This window comes from bacterium, assembly GCA_035419245.1.
GTDB lineage: Bacteria > Zhuqueibacterota > Zhuqueibacteria > Residuimicrobiales > Residuimicrobiaceae > JAKPUX01.
In genome coordinates, this window is the sequence record DAOLSP010000001.1 from 278374 (window position 1) to 298269 (window position 19896).

Annotated in this window: 18 protein-coding genes; 14 read left to right on the forward strand and 4 right to left on the reverse strand. The window is 57.8% G+C overall.

Annotation, left to right across the window (positions count from 1 at the left end):
* Nucleotides 1-2: 2 nt before the first annotated feature.
* The 3 genes from PLH32_01080 to PLH32_01090 all read right to left on the reverse strand — a co-directional run bounded on the left by PLH32_01080 (nt 3) and on the right by PLH32_01090 (nt 4642).
* Nucleotides 3-2273: a hypothetical protein gene (locus PLH32_01080; GenBank protein HQJ63181.1), complete on the reverse strand. Its 2271-nt coding sequence runs from the start codon at nt 2271-2273 to the stop codon at nt 3-5.
* A 153-nt stretch (nt 2274-2426) separates the two neighbouring features.
* On the reverse strand, nt 2427-4169 hold the full coding sequence (locus tag PLH32_01085) for a GNAT family N-acyltransferase (protein HQJ63182.1): 1743 nt from the start codon (nt 4167-4169) through the stop codon (nt 2427-2429).
* Nucleotides 4170-4450: 281 nt separating this feature from the next.
* Nucleotides 4451-4642, reverse strand: coding sequence for a phosphatase PAP2 family protein (locus PLH32_01090; GenBank protein HQJ63183.1), 192 nt, complete (start codon nt 4640-4642; stop codon nt 4451-4453).
* A 134-nt stretch (nt 4643-4776) separates the two neighbouring features.
* Between PLH32_01090 and PLH32_01095 the strand changes: the two genes are divergently transcribed.
* The 9 genes from PLH32_01095 to PLH32_01135 all read left to right on the forward strand — a co-directional run bounded on the left by PLH32_01095 (nt 4777) and on the right by PLH32_01135 (nt 13982).
* The gene (locus PLH32_01095; protein ID HQJ63184.1) at nt 4777-5934 is read left to right on the forward strand and encodes a hypothetical protein; all 1158 of its coding nucleotides are present in this window, start codon (nt 4777-4779) and stop codon (nt 5932-5934) included.
* A gap of 34 nt (nt 5935-5968) precedes the next feature.
* Nucleotides 5969-6853 (forward strand): phosphate ABC transporter substrate-binding protein, encoded by an 885-nt coding sequence (locus tag PLH32_01100; protein HQJ63185.1) that lies wholly within the window; start codon nt 5969-5971, stop codon nt 6851-6853.
* Nucleotides 6853-7746, forward strand: coding sequence for a phosphate ABC transporter permease subunit PstC (pstC, locus tag PLH32_01105; GenBank protein ID HQJ63186.1), 894 nt, complete (start codon nt 6853-6855; stop codon nt 7744-7746). The genes PLH32_01100 and pstC overlap by 1 nt, the downstream gene beginning before the upstream one ends.
* Nucleotides 7743-8615 (forward strand): phosphate ABC transporter permease PstA, encoded by an 873-nt coding sequence (pstA, locus tag PLH32_01110; GenBank protein HQJ63187.1) that lies wholly within the window; start codon nt 7743-7745, stop codon nt 8613-8615. The genes pstC and pstA overlap by 4 nt, the downstream gene beginning before the upstream one ends.
* A gap of 20 nt (nt 8616-8635) precedes the next feature.
* On the forward strand, nt 8636-9403 hold the full coding sequence (gene pstB, locus PLH32_01115) for a phosphate ABC transporter ATP-binding protein PstB (GenBank protein HQJ63188.1): 768 nt from the start codon (nt 8636-8638) through the stop codon (nt 9401-9403).
* A gap of 19 nt (nt 9404-9422) precedes the next feature.
* On the forward strand, nt 9423-10079 hold the full coding sequence (gene phoU / locus PLH32_01120) for a phosphate signaling complex protein PhoU (protein ID HQJ63189.1): 657 nt from the start codon (nt 9423-9425) through the stop codon (nt 10077-10079).
* Nucleotides 10080-10225: 146 nt separating this feature from the next.
* Nucleotides 10226-10918, forward strand: a complete 693-nt coding sequence (locus PLH32_01125; protein HQJ63190.1) for a response regulator transcription factor — start codon at nt 10226-10228, stop codon at nt 10916-10918.
* A gap of 3 nt (nt 10919-10921) precedes the next feature.
* Nucleotides 10922-12379, forward strand: a complete 1458-nt coding sequence (locus PLH32_01130) for an ATP-binding protein (protein HQJ63191.1) — start codon at nt 10922-10924, stop codon at nt 12377-12379.
* 151 nt (nt 12380-12530) lie between these two features.
* Nucleotides 12531-13982 (forward strand): MOP flippase family protein, encoded by a 1452-nt coding sequence (locus PLH32_01135; GenBank protein ID HQJ63192.1) that lies wholly within the window; start codon nt 12531-12533, stop codon nt 13980-13982.
* Nucleotides 13983-13994: 12 nt separating this feature from the next.
* Here the strand turns inward: PLH32_01135 and PLH32_01140 are convergent, their stop codons facing one another.
* Nucleotides 13995-14696 (reverse strand): transglycosylase SLT domain-containing protein, encoded by a 702-nt coding sequence (locus PLH32_01140; protein HQJ63193.1) that lies wholly within the window; start codon nt 14694-14696, stop codon nt 13995-13997.
* A 155-nt stretch (nt 14697-14851) separates the two neighbouring features.
* Between PLH32_01140 and PLH32_01145 the strand changes: the two genes are divergently transcribed.
* Genes PLH32_01145 through PLH32_01165 form a run of 5 tightly spaced genes read left to right on the forward strand, consistent with a single transcriptional unit; the run spans nt 14852 to nt 19838 of the window.
* Nucleotides 14852-15946 (forward strand): glycosyltransferase, encoded by a 1095-nt coding sequence (locus PLH32_01145; protein ID HQJ63194.1) that lies wholly within the window; start codon nt 14852-14854, stop codon nt 15944-15946.
* Complete coding sequence (locus tag PLH32_01150) at nt 15931-16731, forward strand: methyltransferase domain-containing protein (GenBank protein ID HQJ63195.1); 801 nt, start codon at nt 15931-15933, stop codon at nt 16729-16731. The genes PLH32_01145 and PLH32_01150 overlap by 16 nt, the downstream gene beginning before the upstream one ends.
* A complete protein-coding gene (locus PLH32_01155; GenBank protein HQJ63196.1) occupies nt 16728-17741 on the forward strand; it encodes a radical SAM/SPASM domain-containing protein in 1014 nt (337 codons plus the stop codon). Before PLH32_01150 ends, PLH32_01155 begins: the two co-directional genes overlap by 4 nt.
* Nucleotides 17716-18693: a lysylphosphatidylglycerol synthase transmembrane domain-containing protein gene (locus PLH32_01160; GenBank protein HQJ63197.1), complete on the forward strand. Its 978-nt coding sequence runs from the start codon at nt 17716-17718 to the stop codon at nt 18691-18693. Before PLH32_01155 ends, PLH32_01160 begins: the two co-directional genes overlap by 26 nt.
* Nucleotides 18690-19838 (forward strand): glycosyltransferase, encoded by a 1149-nt coding sequence (locus tag PLH32_01165; GenBank protein ID HQJ63198.1) that lies wholly within the window; start codon nt 18690-18692, stop codon nt 19836-19838. The genes PLH32_01160 and PLH32_01165 overlap by 4 nt, the downstream gene beginning before the upstream one ends.
* The last annotated feature ends 58 nt before the right edge of the window (nt 19839-19896 follow it).

Below are 19896 nucleotides of genomic sequence, written 5' to 3' on the forward strand. Positions count from 1 at the left end.
TTTTATTTGATGACGACGAATTTCCCGGTCTGGATCTCGCCGGTCGCCAGATCCTTGACGCTGAAGAAATAGAGGCCGGTAGCGATGGCCTGATCAAAGGTGGAGATGAGATCCCAGGCATGGAGGCCGCCCGGTAGAACGGTATGGCTGCCGCCGATCCGTTTTTGCATTAGCTCGACATCCTCTCCCTTGTAGCTGGCACCATGATGGGTGAACTGATCGACCACGTCACCGGCCAGGGTATAGATGCGCACCTCGGCCTCGGCCGGAAGATTGAAGAACCAGATCATCTTGTCCCGCTCGCTGTCGCCATCCCAACGCGCCTGGGCCCGGTAGGGATTGGGAAAGACCCCGGCCGCAAGTTTGCTGCCAGCCGGACGTGACGGTGATCCGATGATTGCATAGGTCTTGTTCTCGAGGATGGAGCTTTCGAGGCTGGGCAGCTTGTTCTTGGGATTGCCCCGGTCAAAGGCGGTGACGGCGAACCAGTACTCACCCGGCCAGCCGGAGAGTAGGTTTTTGTTGGTGAAACGGTAGTAATAGCGGTGGCCGGCGATGACGGTGTCGGCCCTTATGGCATCGAATCCGGTATCATAGAATTGGTTGTCAATCTGGTCGAATTCCGCCAGCAGGGTGCTTTCTTCCGCAGATCCCGCCGTTTTGGGTGAGCTGAAGATGCGGTAGCCCTCAAAATCAATTTCGCGCGTGATCGGATCCTCGGTGAGCTCCGGCACATTATCCCAAAACAGGGTCACCTCACCCTCGCCCGGCACCAGGAGCAGATTGGGGGACGGTGGCGGACTGGGCAGGATAAAACGGTCGATGACGCCATTACCAGCCGTGATGCCTTTGAGGCGATTGGCATAGCTGTCTTCATAGACATCCAGATGGCCATCTCCATCGCCGAAAACCGCTTCGCCCGGATCCCAGCGATGGTTGCCATTGAGATCGAGATCGGCGCGATAGGTATCCTCCCCGCTGTCGAGGAGGCCGTTGCCGTTGGTATCCTCATCGGGATCGAGCTTGCCGTCTCCGTCGACATCCTCGCCGTTATAAGCGATCTGGGCCCAGTCGGAATTGAGGCGGAGGTTGGCGCGGCGGGCCGGAGTATCGCTGCCTTCCTGGGTGGCCCAAAGTCCGCAAACCACAGTGAAGGTTACGGTTGCCGACGCCCCTGGCTTCAGATCTCCAAGCGGACCGGCACTCAGCACCAACATCCAGCTGCCACGGTCGGCCAGGTTGGTGGGGATGCCGCCATCGCTGGCAGCATTCAGGTATTTGCCGGCATGCCGTCCTTTGAGCACTTCATAACGGCCGGCGTCATCGGTTGGCATCACATATTCCGGAAAATCCATGGCTGAGCTGGCCGACCAGCGCCACTGATCGTAGTTGACACGGACCGAATCCTGGCGCCGTGAAGAACCGAGGTAACGAAGTCCGAAGTAGCTCTCAGCGAAGCCATCATCGCCGTCGACGTCGAACTGGTACGCCATGTTATAATCGATGTCGAAACCATTGAAATTGTCGTACCACGACCAGCCGCCGCCGGAGACATAAATGCTGGTATAGTTCATATTGCCGACGGCGGCATCCGCCCAGATGCCGGCATAAAGATCAGAAATTGTATAGCGGGAGACGTTGGTGATGGTATAGTTGAGGATCACAAAAGCATCGGTGTAGGGATAATTCCAGGCGTAGGTCTCGAGGTGGACCTTCAATCCCAGAGGCGTATGGTTGGGAATTTCGAAATCCGTGCCCGGGACACGGGTGTTCAGATCGGTAAAGTTGCATACAAAATCCTGGTGAGAAACGGCATCCGGAGAAAAGTAGCGGGAGGTGACGATGGTGGAGCGCTCGCGGATGGTATCCGCTTTATCTGCGGTGTTGGTGAATTCAAAACCCTCCTCGCCGGAATTGAAAACCCCGTCGACTATGGCGGTGGAGACGTGCGCAAGACCATCGGCTCCGCTGCGGCCGCCGACCCAGAGCCCGCCAAACGACATGTGTTCGATTTGATCGCGGGGATTATCCGCATGCAGTTTGTACAGGCAGGAGGGCTGTTTGGCATTGTTATACCCCTCCCCGATCACGCCATAGTTGGTTACGGTCAATCCCAGGTTGCCGGCATTGTGGTAATGCCAATAATCGTCCACAGCGCTCTTTTGCAGCCGGGCGGCATGCGGCTGGCCGTCGCGGGCACGCTGTGCCGCTGCCGGGAGGATCAAACCGAATACGAGCAGAACCAGCAAGGGGTAGTGCAAAAATCGTGACAAGGAGGGGGTCCTTTTTGGGCCGCAATAACATTTGTCAAATAACTTACCAATATTTTTACACAATGTCAACCCATTCCATCAATACGGGAGCCCTCCAATCCGCAGCCGGTCCGGCAAGAGCCCAGGATCTCCGCCGATCAATCCGGATCAGCCTCAGGTGGTGAGCACCTGGTTGATGGTGATATAGCGCTCCCGTTTGTTGGGGCGGAGCAGATCAATGCGGACCAGGATCAATCCATCGATGCAATCGGCGAAATCCTTGTCCACGCCGAAGTCGATGAACGCAACCCCGCCCTCCTCGCACAGCTCTGAATACTGCTTGTAGAGAACCGGGATAGAAAAACCAAGCATCTTGAGGGCCTCCTTGAGTTTGCGTAACTCCTCGCGATACTCGATGTGCGGAAAGAGAAGGGCGAGCTCGGCTTGATTGTGCAGCGAGATGCGGAAGGGGCTGACATGAGGGGCCAAAGCGGGATCGCCGGGAAACCAGGTCTGATAAAAATAGACCAGGAGCTCCTTGGCACGCTCGGTGTAGGTATTGCTGATGCTCACCGGGCCGATCAGATAGCGGATCTCCGGATGATGGGCGAGGTAAGCACCAATCCCTTGCCAGAGATAGTCCAGGGCATTGCTCTTCCAGTATTTGACCTGGACAAAGCTGCGTCCCAGCTCCAGGGCTTCATTCAGAATCGGAAGCGCTGCGGGACTGTACTTGAAGAGGGTATGGGTGTAGAGCCCCTCCACGCCATGCCCGGCCAGGATCCGCTGGCAGCTGCCCACGCGGTAAGAGCCGATGATCTCCAGCGGGGCGTCATCCCAAAGCACAATGTGCTGGTAATAGCGATCGAAGCGGTCGAGATCAAGCTTGAGTCCCGTCCCTTCTCCCACCTTGCGGAAGGTCTGCTCGCGTAGCCGGGCAATCTCTCGCAGGACCCGGTGCGCCCGCTCGAATTCCACCAGATAGATTTTTTTGCCATCACTGGTCTGACCCAGGAGCGTGGAGGCTGCCAGTTCCTCCTTCAGCTGCCGGCGGTCAACGGGATGGATGATGGTTTTTTCAGTCCGGAAAAGTGTGGTCTTTTTTTTTCGAGCGAGAAGATAGGTTTGTTTGCGCAGCAGGCGGCTCATGACCCTGGTCTTGATATAAGAGGCCGTAAAGACGGCGCCGGGAATGGGATCACCGATCACAAAACGCAGCGATTTGCCGCGTTTGTTGAAAATTTCGCGGGGCAGGAGCAAGGTGGAGAATCTTTTGTAGAGCAGCGAGACCGCATAAAAGAGGATCGAATTCCGGCCCTTGATGAAGACCGGCAGGACCGGGGCATCATACTTTTTGGCGAAAAAAACCGGCCCGTTCAGCCATTGCGGATCACGGATGCCCTTCCAGGTCAGGCGCGAAACCTCCGCCGCCGGGAAAAAGAGGATCGCCTTCTCTGCCAGCAGCTCCGCACCGATGCGCGCAATATGCTCTTTTTGCATATGCCTGGAAAAGACATCATACGGCAGGAAGAGCTCTTCCAGATTTTCAAAATTCATTAGCACATCATTGGCGATGATCCGCACATCCGGCCGGACCTCACTGATCGCTCGCAGCAGCGCCAGACCGTCCAGGGCTCCCAGAGGATGATTGGCAACCACCACCAGCTTGCCTTCGGAGGGGATTTTATTACGGTCGATACTGGACAAATAGTAGGAAAAATCGAGGTCCTCGAATACCTCATCGATGAAGGCCACACCCTTGACACCGGCATTCTTGCGGATCTGACGATTGATCTCCTCCACCCGCAAAAGCCGGGAGAGACAATGGACGAGCAGCGGTTCAACGAAGCGTGGATATCGGGAAAAATAGTTGGGGGCTTTGGCGGTAATAATCTCACGTACATCCAGCTCTTTCATTCCATCCTCCTCAACTTGGTGGGCTGGAATAGGGTTCGATCAGTACATCTATGACAAGGGGAGGCGTGGGCCCTGTGACTTGCGTCGGCTGGCGTCTAACTGTTTCTGACTAATCTAACAATATTTTCCTTTGAGTCAAAAGATTTATTAAGCCGGCAGACGGCTGACATCAGAAGAGAAGAACCGCCTGCATGGCTCTGGACCCAGGACAAGCCCGCCTGGGCGCACTGCACGTCGAGTATCGTGCCGGCGATAACATCACCGATGTAGTGAACCCCATTTTAGACACGTGAAAATCCGGTCAGACTGGCCCATCCAAACGCAGCTAAAACTGCCGATAGCCAGAAAAAACTGATCAGTGTCGCCATTAGAAAAGCCGCAGCCGTATGACCGGAAGGAAAGCTGAACGGATCGGGAGACTTGATATGGTAGCGTTTGGCGGGGTCTATTGCGCAGGGGCGGTCACGCGGGATCGGCAGGAGCCTATTCTTCTCTTAACGATTTCTTAACCTGCCCTTTATTTCCAGTTAACAACTTGACGCTAAATTATACCGTGAAAATGGGCTATCCATTTGGAAGTACACTGCATCTTACTTCAGGAGGAAAAATGAAAAAAGCGGTATCCGCCGTTGTGCTGGCCGTGTTGGCCATGGCTGTCCTGCTTCCGGTCTCAAGTTTCGGCCAAACCACTTCTAACCTCTCTGGGGTTGTTTATAGCGACTACTACTATAACCTTAACCATAGTGTCCCGGCGGAAAAGGACCGCAACGCCTTCCAGTTCCGACGCATCTATTTCACCTTCGAGAATAACATCACCGACGCCATCAAGGTCCGTTTCCGTCTCGAGTCCGAGAGCAACGGCTACGGCAGCACCAGCAAGATCAATCCCTTCGTCAAACATGCCTACATCGAATGGAGCAATCTGATCCCCAACCACAAGCTCTATCTGGGCATCTCCGAAACCAACGCCTTCAAGAACTCCGAGGAACTCTGGGGCTACCGCTCAGTCGAAAAGACGATCATGGATCTCAACAAGATCAGCTCCTCTGCCGATTTGGGCCTTGCCGTGAAGGGTGATCTGACCAAAACGCTGCACCACTGGCTGACCATCATGAACGGACCGGGCTATGGCGCCGCTGAAGGCGACCGCTATAAGAAGTTTGGGTATGCGCTCTGGATCACTCCGTTCAAAGGCCTGATGATCGAAGGGTATGCCGATTATGAAAAACAAAATCCGAATGATCCCCAGACGGCCACAGCCATGAGCGCAGGCAAGGACTATGTCGGCAGCACCTCGTACAGGACCCTGAAGGGCTTCGTCGGCTATGACCAACCGCGATTCTCGATCGGCGCGGAATACTTGCAGCGCACCAACAACAAGTCCGGCATCTCCAGCCCGGTCATCCAGAATGACAAGCTGGCCCGCTACGAGAAAGCGGATGTAATCAAGACCGGTTACTCGCTTTTCGGTTCCTGGATCACGCCGTTGGCCAAGCTCAAAGCCTTTGCCCGCTATGACTCCTATGACCCCAACACCAGCAGCACCGTTTACACCAAGTTCGCCAGCGGCAAGGTGAGCGGCGACGGCGTGGATGACGAGAACACCCTCATTATCGCCGGCCTGGACTACATTCCCGTCTCGAACATGCACCTAATGCCCAACGTGATGATCAAGAATTACACCAAAAAGGCCGTGAAAAACGACGTTACCGCCCGCCTTACTCTGTACGCCAAGTTCGACTCCGGCAAGATCATCGGCGAATAACGATACCCTCTTCATGCCATAAAGGAGCACCCCCATGAAAAAGAACATTCTCATCGCCCTCGCCAGCCTGATGGCCCTCTCGGTCTCGGCCTTTGCACAGGGCATGATCCAGATCAAGGGCTCTGACACCTCGGTCAATCTGGTCCAGCGCCTGGCTGAAGTCTACATGGAAAAAGACCCGAATACAGCCATCGCCGTCACCGGCGGCGGGTCAGGTGTCGGCATAGCTGCCCTCATCGCCAACAAGGTCGATGTGGCCGACGCCTCCCGGCCGATGAAGGACAAGGAATACGCCGCCGCGAAAGAAAACGGCGTGGTCGCCACTGAGATTGCCATCGGTATCGATGCCCTTTCGGTGGTCGTCAACGCTGCCAATCCGATTCAGACGCTGAGTATGGCCCAAGTGGGCGCCATCTTCCGCGGCGAAGTGACCAACTGGAAAGAGCTGGGTGGACCCGACAGCCCCATCTCCCTGTATGGCCGTCAACCCAGCTCTGGCACCTATGTCTTCTTCCAGGAACATGTGATGGGCAACAAGAATTACTCACCCAGAATGAAACAGATGAACGGCAACGCCCAGATTATCGAAGCGGTCAGTGCGGACAAAGCAGGCATCAGCTATGTGGGCGTGGGCTATGTCTACGATGACAAGGGTCAGATACTCAACGGCATCAAGGTGCTGGACATCTCTGCCGGAAACGGCAAAGCGATTAGCCCCTTGGAACGGGAAAAGATCAAAAGCGGTGCTTATCCCATCGCCCGCGCCTTGTATCAGTACACCAACGGCAAGCCCAAGGGCAGTGTGAAGAATTTCATCGCTTTCATTCTCAGCCCCGAAGGCCAAAAGGTGGTCGAGGAGATGGGCTTTTATCCGGTCTCCGGCAAATACCTCGAGAACAACAAAAAAGCCGGTTTTTGATGCAGAAGCGCAGATTCGCCAGTCGAATCAAGGAGCGGGCCATCGAGAAGTTTTTTCTTCTCAATGGCCTCTTCGCCATCCTGGTGTTGGCTGGGATTTTCATTTTGCTGATGATTCAGGCCTGGCCGGCGGTCAAGGAGCTGGGCGTGAATCCCTTCGCCGGGACAGCCTGGGATCCCACCTCGCCGGAGAAGGAGACCTATGGCATGCTGGCCCTGCTGACCGGAACCCTGATGGTGGCCATAGGCGCCATGGTCATCGCCGTGCCCGTCGGCATCGCCACCGCCGCCTGGCTGGCGGATGTGGCCGACAGCCGGGTTCGCGAAATCGTCAAACCGGTCATTGAAATTCTGGCCGCCATCCCCTCGGTCGTGGTGGGTTTCCTCGGACTGGTCGTCCTGAATCCCCTCCTCGCCCGGCTCTTCCATACCTCCAGCGGCCTGAATGGGGTTAATGGTTCGATCCTGCTGGCGATCATGGCCCTGCCGACCATCATCAGCATCTCCGAGGATGCCATCATCTCGGTGCCGCAGGAGCTTAAAAGCGCTTCCCTTGCATTGGGGGCGAACCAGTGGCAGACCCTGGTCCGCGTCACGATGCCTTCCGCCCTCTCCGGCATCATCGCATCGATCATGCTCGGGATGGGGCGGGCCATCGGCGAAACCATGACCGTGCTGATGGTGTGCGGCAATGCCGCAGCGATGCCGCACAGCTATCTCGATCCGGTGCGCACGATGACCGCAACCATCGCCATCGAGTTAGGCGAGACGGTGCAGGGCAGTACCCATTACCATGCCCTCTTTATCATCGCATTTATCCTCTTTATTATCACGTTTGTTTTTAATCTGATCTCCGATATCGTTCTGCAACGTTACCAGAAGGTGTCACGATGAAATGGGACCTGCGTAAAATCCGCCAGCAGCTGGGTTTCATGCTTCTGCACCTGGCCGTGGCGCTGGTGCTTATGGTGGTCCTCTATATTCTTTACGACATTCTCACCAGGGGTGGCGGGGTCATCAGTTGGGAATTCATCACCGCCAAACCGCGCAAGGGGATGACCGAGGGGGGCATCTGGCCGGCTATCGTCGGGACCTTTTGGGTCAGCCTGGTAACGCTGATCTTTTCCGTCCCGGTCGGGATCTTTAGCGCCATTTATCTCAACGAATATGCAACGCAGGGGAAGCTGGTGCGGCTGATCCGTCTGGCCATTCATAACCTCTCCGGTGTGCCCTCGATCGTGCATGGCCTTTTCGGATTCACGCTCTTTGTCAACATGATGAATCTCGGGCTTTCCGTGCTCGCCTCGGGACTCACCCTCGGTTTGCTGACCCTCCCCTGGACCATCACGGCCAGCGAGGAAGCCCTTAAAACCGTGCCGATGTCCTACCGCGAGGGTGCCCTTGCCCTGGGCGCGACCAAATGGCAAACCATCCGCACGAATGTCCTGCCCTACGCTGTCCCCGGCATGCTGACCGGGATGATTCTCGGACTGGCTCGTGCGGCCGGCGAAACGGCGCCTATTCTTTTCACCGGCGTAGCCTTCTTCTGGCCGCAACTGTCAGGATTTCCCAAGGTGTTGACCAGCCAGTTCATGGCCCTGCCGTACCATCTCTTCATTCTTTCGACCCAGCATCACGAGATCATCAAGGTGCGGCCGCTCGCGTATGGCACGGCCTTGGTGCTGCTGGTTTTAGTCCTGGCGATGAATTTTTCCGCCACCTGGATCCGCTTCCGTTTTCGTAAAAAATTCAAACGGTCATAATAAACACCACCACTCAAAGGATGCCCGCCATGTCCACGGTTGCAATGGCCGCAGAGAATTTTTCCTTCTTCTACAGCTCTTTCAAGGCCTTGAGCGATATCAACCTAACGATCGAAAGGAACCGCGTCACAGCCCTGATCGGACCCTCGGGATGCGGCAAGTCGACCTTTCTGCGCTCCCTCAACCGCATGAACGAGATCCTGCCCAATACCCGGGTAGAAGGACGCATTACCCTGGAGAGTGAAGATATCTACGACCGCTCCGTGGATGTGGTCGAACTGCGCCGCCGGGTTGGCATGGTCTTTCAGAAATCCAATCCCTTCCCCAAGTCGATCTTTGACAATGTCGCCTATGGTCTGCGCATCAACGGCATCAAGGACCGGGCGCTCATCGAGGCCCGCGTAGAACAAAGTTTGAAGGACGCCGCGCTCTGGAATGAGGTGCAGGACCGCCTTGGTCATTCCGCCATGGACCTTTCCGGCGGGCAGCAGCAGCGTCTCTGTATCGCGCGTGCCCTGGCGGTTCAGCCGGAGGTGGTACTGATGGACGAGCCCGCTTCGGCACTCGATCCCCTGGCGACGCAAAAGATCGAAGAGCTGGTCTTTTCACTCAAGGAACACTATACGATTGTTATCGTCACCCACAATATGCAGCAGGCGGCGAGGGTCAGCGATGCCACCGCCTTTTTCTATCTCGGCCAGTTGATCGAAGCTGGCCCAACCAATAGAATCTTTACCAACCCCAGCAAAAAACAGACCGAGGACTATATCACGGGCCGGTTCGGATGACCCCTTTCAAGGAGCACACATGCAAAATCATTATTCCCAGGAACTGGCCAGCCTGAAAAAGAACATCCAGCTGATGGCCGAGATGGTGGATACCCAGCTGGAACTTGCCTTCCAGGCGCTGCAGAGCGGCAACCAGGAATTATGCCAGTTTGTGCGCACCCGGGACCGCGAAATCGATGCCTATGATAACCTCATCCAGGAGCAGTGCAAAAACATCCTCGCCCTCTTTCAGCCGGTAGCCGGCGATCTCCGCTTCGTGGTGGCCGCCCTTATGATCAACAACCAGCTCGAACGTTGCGGGGATATCGCCGTCAATATCGTCCAGCGGGTGCAGAAAACCGTCGAGGACAGGCCGCTGCTGCAGGAGGCAGGACTTTTGCAGCTGGGGGAGGAGGCCCATCGCATGGCTGGAGACGCGATCCGGGCCTTTATCGACAGCAATCTCGAACTCGCCCAGTCGGTGCGGGACCGTGATGACCAGATAGATGACCACTGCCGGGAGATCTTTACACACCTGATTGAGCGCATGAAAAGCGAACCGCGGCTGGTCGAGCCCGGCGCCCATTGCATCGTCCTCTCCCGGCATCTCGAGCGCCTCGCCGACCATGCCACCAACATCGCCGAGAATGTCTTTTTTCGCGTGGAGGCACGTATTGTCGCTCATCAGCAGCCATGACGGTTTCCGTACCACACGGTGCAGCGCCTTCTCCGGCCGGCCTGTCGCAGGGCGCGCGTGTCACCGAAATAACCCTTGAGTATCGCGCAAAAATGGAGTATCTTAGAAAAAGAGAGGGTATTTCTCCGGCCGCTGCAAGGATCCCCATGGCAAAAACCATTCTGATCGTCGATGACGAGCAGGATATCCTCGACCTGCTCTCCTTCAACCTGAAGCGGGAAGGCTATGACGTCGTGTCCGCAGCCGATGGCGACACCGCCCTGACGCTCGCCCGCAGCGCCCGCCCGGACCTGGTCATCCTCGATGTCATGCTGCCGGGACGGGATGGATGGGAGGTGCTGCGTGAACTTCGCCAGGACCCAGCGACCCGCAGCCTGACCATCATCTTTCTCACCGCAAGAGATACCGAGGTGGACGAAATCGTAGGGCTCGAACTCGGCGCCGATGATTATATGGTCAAACCCATCAGCATGAACAAACTGCTGGCAAGGATTAAACTGGCCCTGCGCAAAATAGCGGTGGACCATCCGGCCGATGCACCGGTCATAAAATCGGACGACATCGTCGTCGACGCCAACCGGTACGAGGTGAGGGTTGCAGGCCAACCGGTATCCTTCACCAAGCGCGAATTCGAAATCCTCCTCTATCTGATTCAGCGTCCAGGACGCGTAATCAGCCGGGAAACCCTGCTCAACGATCTCTGGGGCGACAGCGTTGTGGTCATCGACCGCACCATCGATGTCCATATCCGCAAGATCCGCGAAAAACTGGGCGGATCCCACATGCATCACATTGAAACCATCAAAGGCGTAGGTTACCGTTTCATTTCCGGGATCTGAATGATGACGAAATTTTCCTTGAGAAGCAAGCTCTCGCTGATCCATTTTCTGCTGATTGCGCTGGTGACCCTGTTCGGCGGACTCTTCGCGGTAATCAGCAGTCAACGCTTCTACCAGAAGCGCCTGGACCATTTCATCGATGCCCAGCTGGTGCAGGTCAAAGTCCTGATAGAGCAGACCGAATTGGTCGATCTAACCAATCGGGACCACTATGCCGCTCTGAGCCAGTATGCCCGCGCCGCAGGCCTGCGGCTAACCCTGGTCGATTCCGCCGGCGTAGTGCGCTTCGACTCCAAGGTCGGTGCCGATTCTCTCGCCCTGCTTGAAAATCACCGTAATCGTCGAGAGATTTATCAGGCCATGCGCGACGGCGTCGGCCACGACAAACGCCTCAGCGCCTCCCTCAAACAGCCCTTCTACTACGGTGCCATCCGCCTCAAGGCCGACTATCAACCGCAGAGTTCGCGCGAAACCGCGCGCTATGTCCGGATCGCCTATCCGCTGACAGAGGTGGAAAAACAGTTCAGCGAACTCCGCCTCAAGATCATCATCGCCAATCTGATGGCCCTGATCCTGAGCAGCCTCTTTATCCTTTGGCTGTCGGGACGGCTCACTTATCCAATTCAAAAGCTTGCGGCTGTCGCCGAGAAGGTGCGGCGCGGCGATCTCGACGCCAACTTTGAGCATATAAGCCGCGACGAGCTCGGCCAACTTGCGGAGCTTCTTAACCAGATGCTCGGGAAGCTGCGCGAGGATCTGGTTCAGGTGCGCCGGCTCGAACAGGTGCGCAGCCAGTTCCTCGGTAACGTCTCCCACGAACTGCGCACCCCGATTTTCACCCTGCAGGGTTATCTCGAAACCCTGCTCAACATCCGCTTCGATGATCCACAGCAGCAGAAGGAATTCATCACCAAAGCCTATCAGCAAACCGTCCGCCTCAACAACCTCCTTGCCGACCTGATCGACATCAGCCGCATCGAATCCGGGGAGATGAAAATGATCTTCCGCCCCTTCGATGTGAAGGCACTGCTGGCTAGACTGTGCGAGGATCTGCAGACCAAGGCGCGCGATTACGGAGTCAACGTGGTTTTTTCCCCCAGCAACGACGAAGAAAAGCTGCTAGCCAACGGCGACCCGGAGCGGTTGATGCAGGCCCTCCTCAACCTCGGCGAGAATGCCATCAAATACAACATCCAGGGTGGAAAAGTGGAGATCGGCTGCCGTCGGCTGGGGGACAAGGTGGAGATCTTTATCGCCGATACCGGCCGCGGGATTCCGCGGGAGCACCTGCCACGCATCTTTGAACGCTTCTATCGGGTGGACAAAGAGCGCTCGCGCGCCGTCGGTGGCACCGGTCTCGGTCTGGCCATCGTCAAGCACATCGTCGAAGCCCACGGTAGCCACGTCGAGGTGCAAAGCGAGGTCAACCAAGGCTCCCGCTTCAGCTTTACGTTGAAGTGAAAAGCGCCGCATCCTGCATGGAACCGCGGGGTTTTGTGTTTTCCCCGCGCTGTTCTATTTAGTCATCTGCATTCCGCAGATTCCACCGCTATTATTACACATCGTTTTCGTCCGGCGTTTCGCATGCCGTCTCTGTTCACCAGGAAATCTCATGTCAGTCAAACAAAAAGCAATCCATGGCATCATGTGGACGGGGCTGGCCAAGGCCTGTATGCAGGGTGTGATCTTCCTGATCATGCTCGTCCTCGCACGGCTGCTGAGTCCCCAGGATTTTGGCATTGTCGGGATGGCTGCCATTGTCACGGTAGCGATTTCTCTGGTTAATGACCGGGGTCTCGGGACGGCGATTATCCAAAAGAGCGACGTCAGCGAGGACCATCTGAATTCGGTCTTCTATGGCGGTCTCCTCTTCGGAATCCTGCTCTTCGCCCTGTCGGTGGCAGCCTCTTACCCCATGGCGATCTTCTTCAAGAATCCCGCTGTCCAGCCGGTTATCGCCGTACTCGGTTTCGGCTTTGTCATCGGCTCTCTTGGCATCATCCAAAAATCGATTCTGAACAAGGAACTGGCGTTCAAGAAGCTGGCTATCGCGGAGGTCACCGCATCCCTGGCTAGCGGTGTGGTCTCGATTGTACTGGCTCTGATGCGGTTCGGGGTCTGGAGTCTGGTGTTGGGGGCTTTGGTGCGGGATGGAGTGAATGTGGGTCTGGTCTGGATCTATTGCCGGTGGAGGCCGCGCTGGTTCTTCTCTTGGCCGCAATTCAAGGAACTCTTCGCCTTCAGCGCCAAGGTGCTTGGTAACGACGTCGTCTCCTATGCGGTCATGAACATGGATATACTGATCATCGGCAGACTGCTGGGAAGCGAAGCCCTCGGCTACTATACCCTGGCCCTGAATCTGGTCAAGATGCCGGTCACACGTCTCTCTTCCGTGGTCTCGAAGGTAGCTTTCCCCGCCTTTTCTGCCATCCAGGATGATCGTAAAAAGTTGCAAAAGGGCTTTCTCAAATCGTCGGCGCTGCTCTCCATCATCATTTTTCCGTTGCTGCTCGGCCTCGCTCTTTATGCGCGGGAATTCATTACGCTCTTCATCGGCGCCAAATGGCTGCCCATGGCGATGCCCCTGATCCTTCTGGTGCCGCTCGGATTGGCCAAATCGGTGAGTGTGATCCGCTGGCCAGCCTTGATGGCTCTCGGGCGGCCGGACATCGAACTGAAGTGGAACCTCGCCTACATTCTGCCCCTGGCAGCCACCCTCTATTTCGGAGCGCGGATCAGCCTCGAAGGTGCTGCGGCCGGCATCTCCCTCCTCCTCGTTCTCACCTTCCCCCTGGTGCAAACCATCTCGGACCGTGTCATCCGCCTCGGCGATCGGGAATTCTATGTCTCGATTGCTCCGGCCGCCTTCGCCGGTGCCGCGATGGTGCTATCCACCCTGCTGTTCAAGGCCTACCTGCTGCCCCTGATCCCCCTCAGCCTTCTGGCGCACTTTATTGCGGGCGTCGTGTTCAGCAGCGCCGTGTACCTGTTAACGCTCTCAAGAGTGGCTCGCCCGCTGCTGCAGGAACTGCGTGCCCTTGTCCAGACGCAGCGGAGCAAATGACGGAATTCATCCCTAAATTTTCAGCGCCTTCATCTGGTCATACTGCTGCAGCATGTCGGCAAGAAACGTGATGGTATCGCGCGGCAGCAGGGCATTGCTGCGGCCGCTCTTGACCCACATCGCCGCACGCCGTTCTCCCACGCTCCGCGCCACCAACGCGCCATCAAGATCATAGGCGTCGATCAGGGCTGAAAGATACCGCGCGCCGATACGAATATTGTAAACCGGATTCAGCAGGACCTCATCCGGCGTGATCCAGTTCAGATGCTCCGATCGGGCGACGAACGAGCCGATCGTGGGTGTGATCGCCATCAGCCCCATCGCACCGTAATCCGAAATATATTCGGGATTCCAGGTCCCGTTGGTTTCCCGGGTGATGAGAGCGCAGAGAAAATCAGGGTCGAGGCTGGAGTAATTGGCACAGGCATCGGTGATCTCCTTGGCGATCTCATATTTCAAATGGGTGGGCATGGTCCGGTTGTACTGGCTGATGATGGCAATGATGCGCTGGATGTTGTATTGACGCACGCTCTCGACGCTCATGGTCGACCGCATGCCCTTGATCACCTGTTCGAGTTCGGCAATCTTGCGAATATACCGCTGGTTGTAGGTGTACTTGAAGCCAGAGACGACGATGATGATCAGAGCCAGAACGGACAGGATCCAGAGCGCCGTCCTGAGATAATTGGCGACCTTGTCCCGTTTGGTTGGCATGGCGAACTCCATTTAAAATAGGGTGCGGTAATGTGATGTAAGATACACAAATATTCCACCGCAAACAACGGTTTTATCGTGCCTCGGGCGCATGCGCTCCGTTCCGGCCGTAAATTTCCTTGCTTGTTTCCCCAATTATGGATAATTTGCCTGGAATGATACTGACAATCTCAATAATATTTTCACTTTACCTCCTGATCATCGCGTGGCTGCTGTATGGCATCCTCCGGCTCCGCCGCCCGCCTGCACCCGTTTCGTTGCCCAGCCTGAGTGTGATGGTCGCCGCCCGGAACGAGGGTGCATTTCTCGGTGAGTGCCTCGAAGCACTGAGTGCGCAGGACTATGCGGGCGACTGGGAAGTACTGATCGTCGATGACGGTTCCAGCGACGCCACCCGCGCGATTGCCCGTGCCGGCGTAGAGCGGCACCCTCGCTGGCAACTCCTCGGCAACGACTATCCCGAGCGTTGGCGTAGTCGCAAAAAGGGGGCACTGGAGAGCGCCTTGCGACGTGCCCGCGGCGAGTATCTTCTCTTCACCGATGCCGACTGCACGCCGCCGCCGGCCTGGGTGGCGCAAATGGCAGCCGTGCTCGCATCAGGAGCGGCCGTATGCGTAGGCTTTTCCCCCTTGACAGCTTCGGGGGCGCCGCCGTTGTGGCGCGCATTCCTCCACACCGACGCGCTCGCCGCAGCGCTGGTCGCAGCGGGCGGGATAGGTCACGGACGCGGCATCACCTGCACCGGCCGCAACCTCGCCTGCCGCCGGGAGGCGCTGTCCAGGATAGGCGGCTACGCCGCCTTGCCTGATACCCTTTCCGGGGATGACGACTTTCTCCTGCAGAAAATAGCACAACTCCCGGGGGAGACGCTCACCTATCTCCTGACCCCGCAAGGCGCCGTGCCAGCCCGCGGCCCTGCCGGCTGGCGCGCCCTCCTCGGCCAGAAACGCCGCCACCTCTCCGCGGGGAGTCGCTATACCCGCCCCGTTCAACTCGGGTATTTCATTTTTCACAGCGCCAATGCCTTGCTCTGGTCGCTCCTTTTTCTTGCACCCCTTTTCCGGCCCTGGCTGCTCGGGTTTCTGGCTGCAAAGATCCTGCTGGATGGCCTGGCCCTCCTGGTTTGGAGCATCCGGTTGCAGCAGCCCTTTCATCCCGGCGGCTTTTTGCTCTGGGAGGGGCTCTTCCCCCTCTACCATCTTTTTGCCTGGCCTCGGCCGGGGCAGGAAATCTCATGGGCAAAACCATGACCGGCCATCTGCGCCTCTGGCGCAATTATGACGACTGGGCCGGCCTGCGCGGCAAGCTGATTGTGACCCTGCTGCGGCAATGGGTGACCCTGCCCGGGTCTGTGGTCCTCGATGCCGGATGCGGCGCGGGCGGCGCCAGTCTGGCGCTCGCGGAGGCCGGCGCGGCGGTGACCGCGGTGGATCTGCAGCGCACACCGCCTTCCCGAATCGCCGGAAGCCCGGTGCGCTATGTCTGCGCCGATCTCGCCACCTGGCAAAATGACGTGCCGCTACAGGCCGCGGTGCTGTGGGATGTGCTCGAGCATCTTGCCGATCCAAACCGGGTTCTCCAGCAGATCAGCCGTGCGCTCAAGCCTGGCGGCCTGCTGCTGGTCGCCACGCCGAACCGCTATGCCCCCTCGAATGCCCTGTGCGATCCCCATTACGGTCTGCCGGGGCTTTCCTTGCTGCCGCGCCGCGCCATAGCGCGCATCATCGCCGGCTGGCTGCGCTGGCTACCAGCCGACAAACCCGATTTTCCGCAGCTGCTTTCGCTGGCAGCGGTCGACCGTCTCTTCCGCGATTCCGGCTTTTCCTGGCGTTTTGTCAACCGCGAGACCTATTATGCAGCGATGCGCATGCCCCGTGCCCTCTGGAACCGTCCCTGGCATCTGCACGCAGTGGAAACCTTGCAGTCATATGGCTGGGACCGGCGCCTCGGGCAGTGGGTCGACAACCGGAACAGCTTCGGCAACCGCTGGCTGATGCCCACCTTCTTTATCCTCGCCAGGAAAGAGGCGTCATGAAAGAGATCCCCTGGTCCCGGCTGTTCATGGCTCTAACGCCGCAGCGGACGCTCAATGCAGTCGAAGCGCTGGCAGCCGCTGCCGCTAGCCGCCTTGATGGGCACCCTCGCGCCGGGAGAGCGCCCTACGTCGTCAGCGTGGAGCCCACCAATCTCTGTGATCTGCATTGTCCGCACTGCGAAACCGGCGCCGGCCTGCTGACGCGCCCCGCCGGATTTATGGATCTTGAGCTTTACCGCCATATCCTCAATGTGAACCAGCGGCATCTCCTCTATCTGCTCCTCTATGGACAAGGCGAACCCCTCCTCCATCCCGGTTTCCCCGAAATGGTGCGGCTGGCCAAATCGCGCCGGATTTGCGTCACCAGCAGCACCAATGGTCAGCGTCTGGTGGACCCGGCCTGGGCCCGTGAGATCGTTGCTAGCGGCCTGGATAGTCTGATCCTCTCCGCCGATGCAGTGTCGCCGAAGAGCTATGCCGTGAGTCGCTGCGGCGGCTCTCTGGAAAACCTGCGAGCAGGGCTGTGCCACTTGCGTCAGGCGCGGCGAGCGATGGGCCGGAAGACGCCACGCCTATACCTCCAGTTTGTGATTACCCGCCAGAACGAGCACGAGCGGCCGATGATGGCGGAGGCCGCCCGTTCATGGGGCGCAGACCATGTACTCCTCAAATCGCTGTACCTGCACGACGGGATGAAGGCGGAGGCATTCCTGCCCGCTGATCCGCGCTTCCGGCGTTACCGTTCGCACGCGGGGCGCTGGGTACCCAAAACCGGCCATCGGCATCCCTGTGCACGTCTGGCCTATTCCTGCGTCATCCTTTGGGATGGAAATATTGTTCCCTGCTGTTTTGATAAAAACGGCGAGCACCGGCTCGAAAACGCCGCAAAACCGCTGGAAACGATCTTCCGCAGCCCGGTTTTCCAGGCATTTCGCCGTCAACAGCGCTCCAGCAAGGCTCCTTACATCTGTCAGAATTGCAGCGATGGCCTTACCCTTTACCCGACATAAGCGTGCCCTGATTTTCGCCAAGGTGGCAATCGCCGTCATCGTCGTGGCGATGCTGGTCCGGCGCATCCACGCCGCCGAGCTCAAGTCGGCCCTTCTTGAAGCACGGATCTTGTGGATCCTGCCCGCCGTTCTACTTCTGGGCCTCAACCTTTTCTTTCAATTCCGCCGCTGGGCGCTGCTGGTCCACCAGGTCCAGCCCGAGGTCCCGGCGCGGCAGATCTTCTCCTCACTGCTCTCCGGGATCACCCTGGGATTCATCACCCCTGGACGGGTCGGTGAATTCGGCCGCGCCTTTCTCATTGCCGGCAGTGACTGGCCGCGGCTGCTGGGGCTCACTCTGCTGGATAAATGCTATGCCTTCTTGACCCTGCTCTTTTTCGGGCTGATGGGTATGATGCCCATCCTGAAAAAAGAGACCGAGCTGCTCGTCTGGCTGCCGCTCTTTATCGTCGCGCTCTCCTTTTTTGCGATACTTTTTCTACTGCTGCTCCATCCCCCCTTTCTGGCCGGGATCCTGAAAAAATTCCGCAAACACTGGGAGCACCGCAATAAACTCGCCCGGATCATCTCCAGCCTCGAGCATGTTCCACCGCTGCTGGCGTTCCGCATTAGCCTGCTGGCCCTTGGGCAAGTTCTGACCTACCTCTTTCAGTTTTATCTCCTGATCCGTGCCTTTTGCTTCCTACCGCTCTTACGCGGACTACAGGCCCTGATGGCCACCCTCTGGGTAAAGACCATGCTGCCCATCTCGATCGGGGATCTGGGCATCCGCGAGAGTGCGGCGATCTATTTTCTCGGCGAATTGGGGATTCCTGCGGCGCCGGCTTTCGATGGCTCGCTGCTGCTCTTTATTATCAATGTCCTGGTGCCCGCCCTGGCCGGGCTGGCCTTACTCCTCCGCCGGAGCACCGCCCGGAAGGCCCGTTCCATCAGCTTGCGAGGTCCGGCATGATCGCACTGGTCATCTACCTGCTTCTTTCAATCCTCTATCTCCTCTTCATCGCATGGACTCTACGCGGTCTACAGCAGCTTCATCGCCAGCAGTTCGACGGGAACCTTCTCCGCACCTCAGTGGTAATCGCGGCGCGCAATGAGGAGCAGAACATCCCCTTTTGCCTCGGGACTCTGTTGAAGCAGAGTTGTCCACGCGAGTTGCTGGAGATCGTAGTAGTCGATGATCAATCGGGGGATGGCACGCGGGCCGTGGTCGAGCGGATTGCCGCCAAATACCCGACCATCCGGATCCTTGGCGCACCCGCTATGGACGGATTGTATGCCCCGAAAAAAGCCGCTCTGGCTGCCGGCATCGCAGCCGCAAGCGGTGAGATCATTCTGACCCTCGATGCGGACTGTTCCGCTCCGCCGCATTGGGTGAAAAAAATGTGCGCCGCCTTTTCCCGCGAGGCGGCTGCCGTTGCCGCGTGGGTGCTGATTCCCGAGGAGAAAAGCCTGGCCGCGCGGATCGAGTTCCTCGACGCCCTGGCCCTCCAGCTCGTCGGCGCCGCGGCCATCGGTTGGAACCGCCCCCTCCTCGCCAACGGCGCCAATCTTGCCTTCCGGCGCCGCCTTTTTCTGGATAACGGGGGCTATGACGGTTTTGCACAAATGGGCTCGGGCGATGACGATCTTCTGGTGCAGAAACTGGGCCGCCTAGGCGCCATCCACTTCAATGCCGATCCCGAGGCCGGCGTCACCACCTTCCCTTGCAGTTCCTGGGGCGATTTTTTCCGGCAGCGGATACGCTGGGCCTCCAAGTCCGCCTGTTACCCCGTCTGGATCAAGGCGGTCGAAGCGGGCCTCTTTTTCTGCTATCTGGCCCTCCTTCTCGGGCTGCCTCTGGCGCTGCTCTTCTCTTTTCCGCTATGGATCCCCTTGGCCGCCCTGCTGATCAAGACGATGGGCGATGCTTTCTTGATCCATCGCGGAGTGCATATGGTGCACCGCAGCTGGGACTGGGGTGCGTTCATCCTCGCCTCGCTGCTACACCTCATCTACATCCCGGTTGTCGGCCTTCTCGGCCTCTGCGGCCGTTTTACCTGGAAGGGGCGCCGCTATCGCCAGGGCCGTCTCTCCGGTGTCGAGCAGACCAAGCGATGAAAATCGTTTGAATTAAGATCCAATATTGATATATTTCTTTTCCGGTTCCGGCACGCTC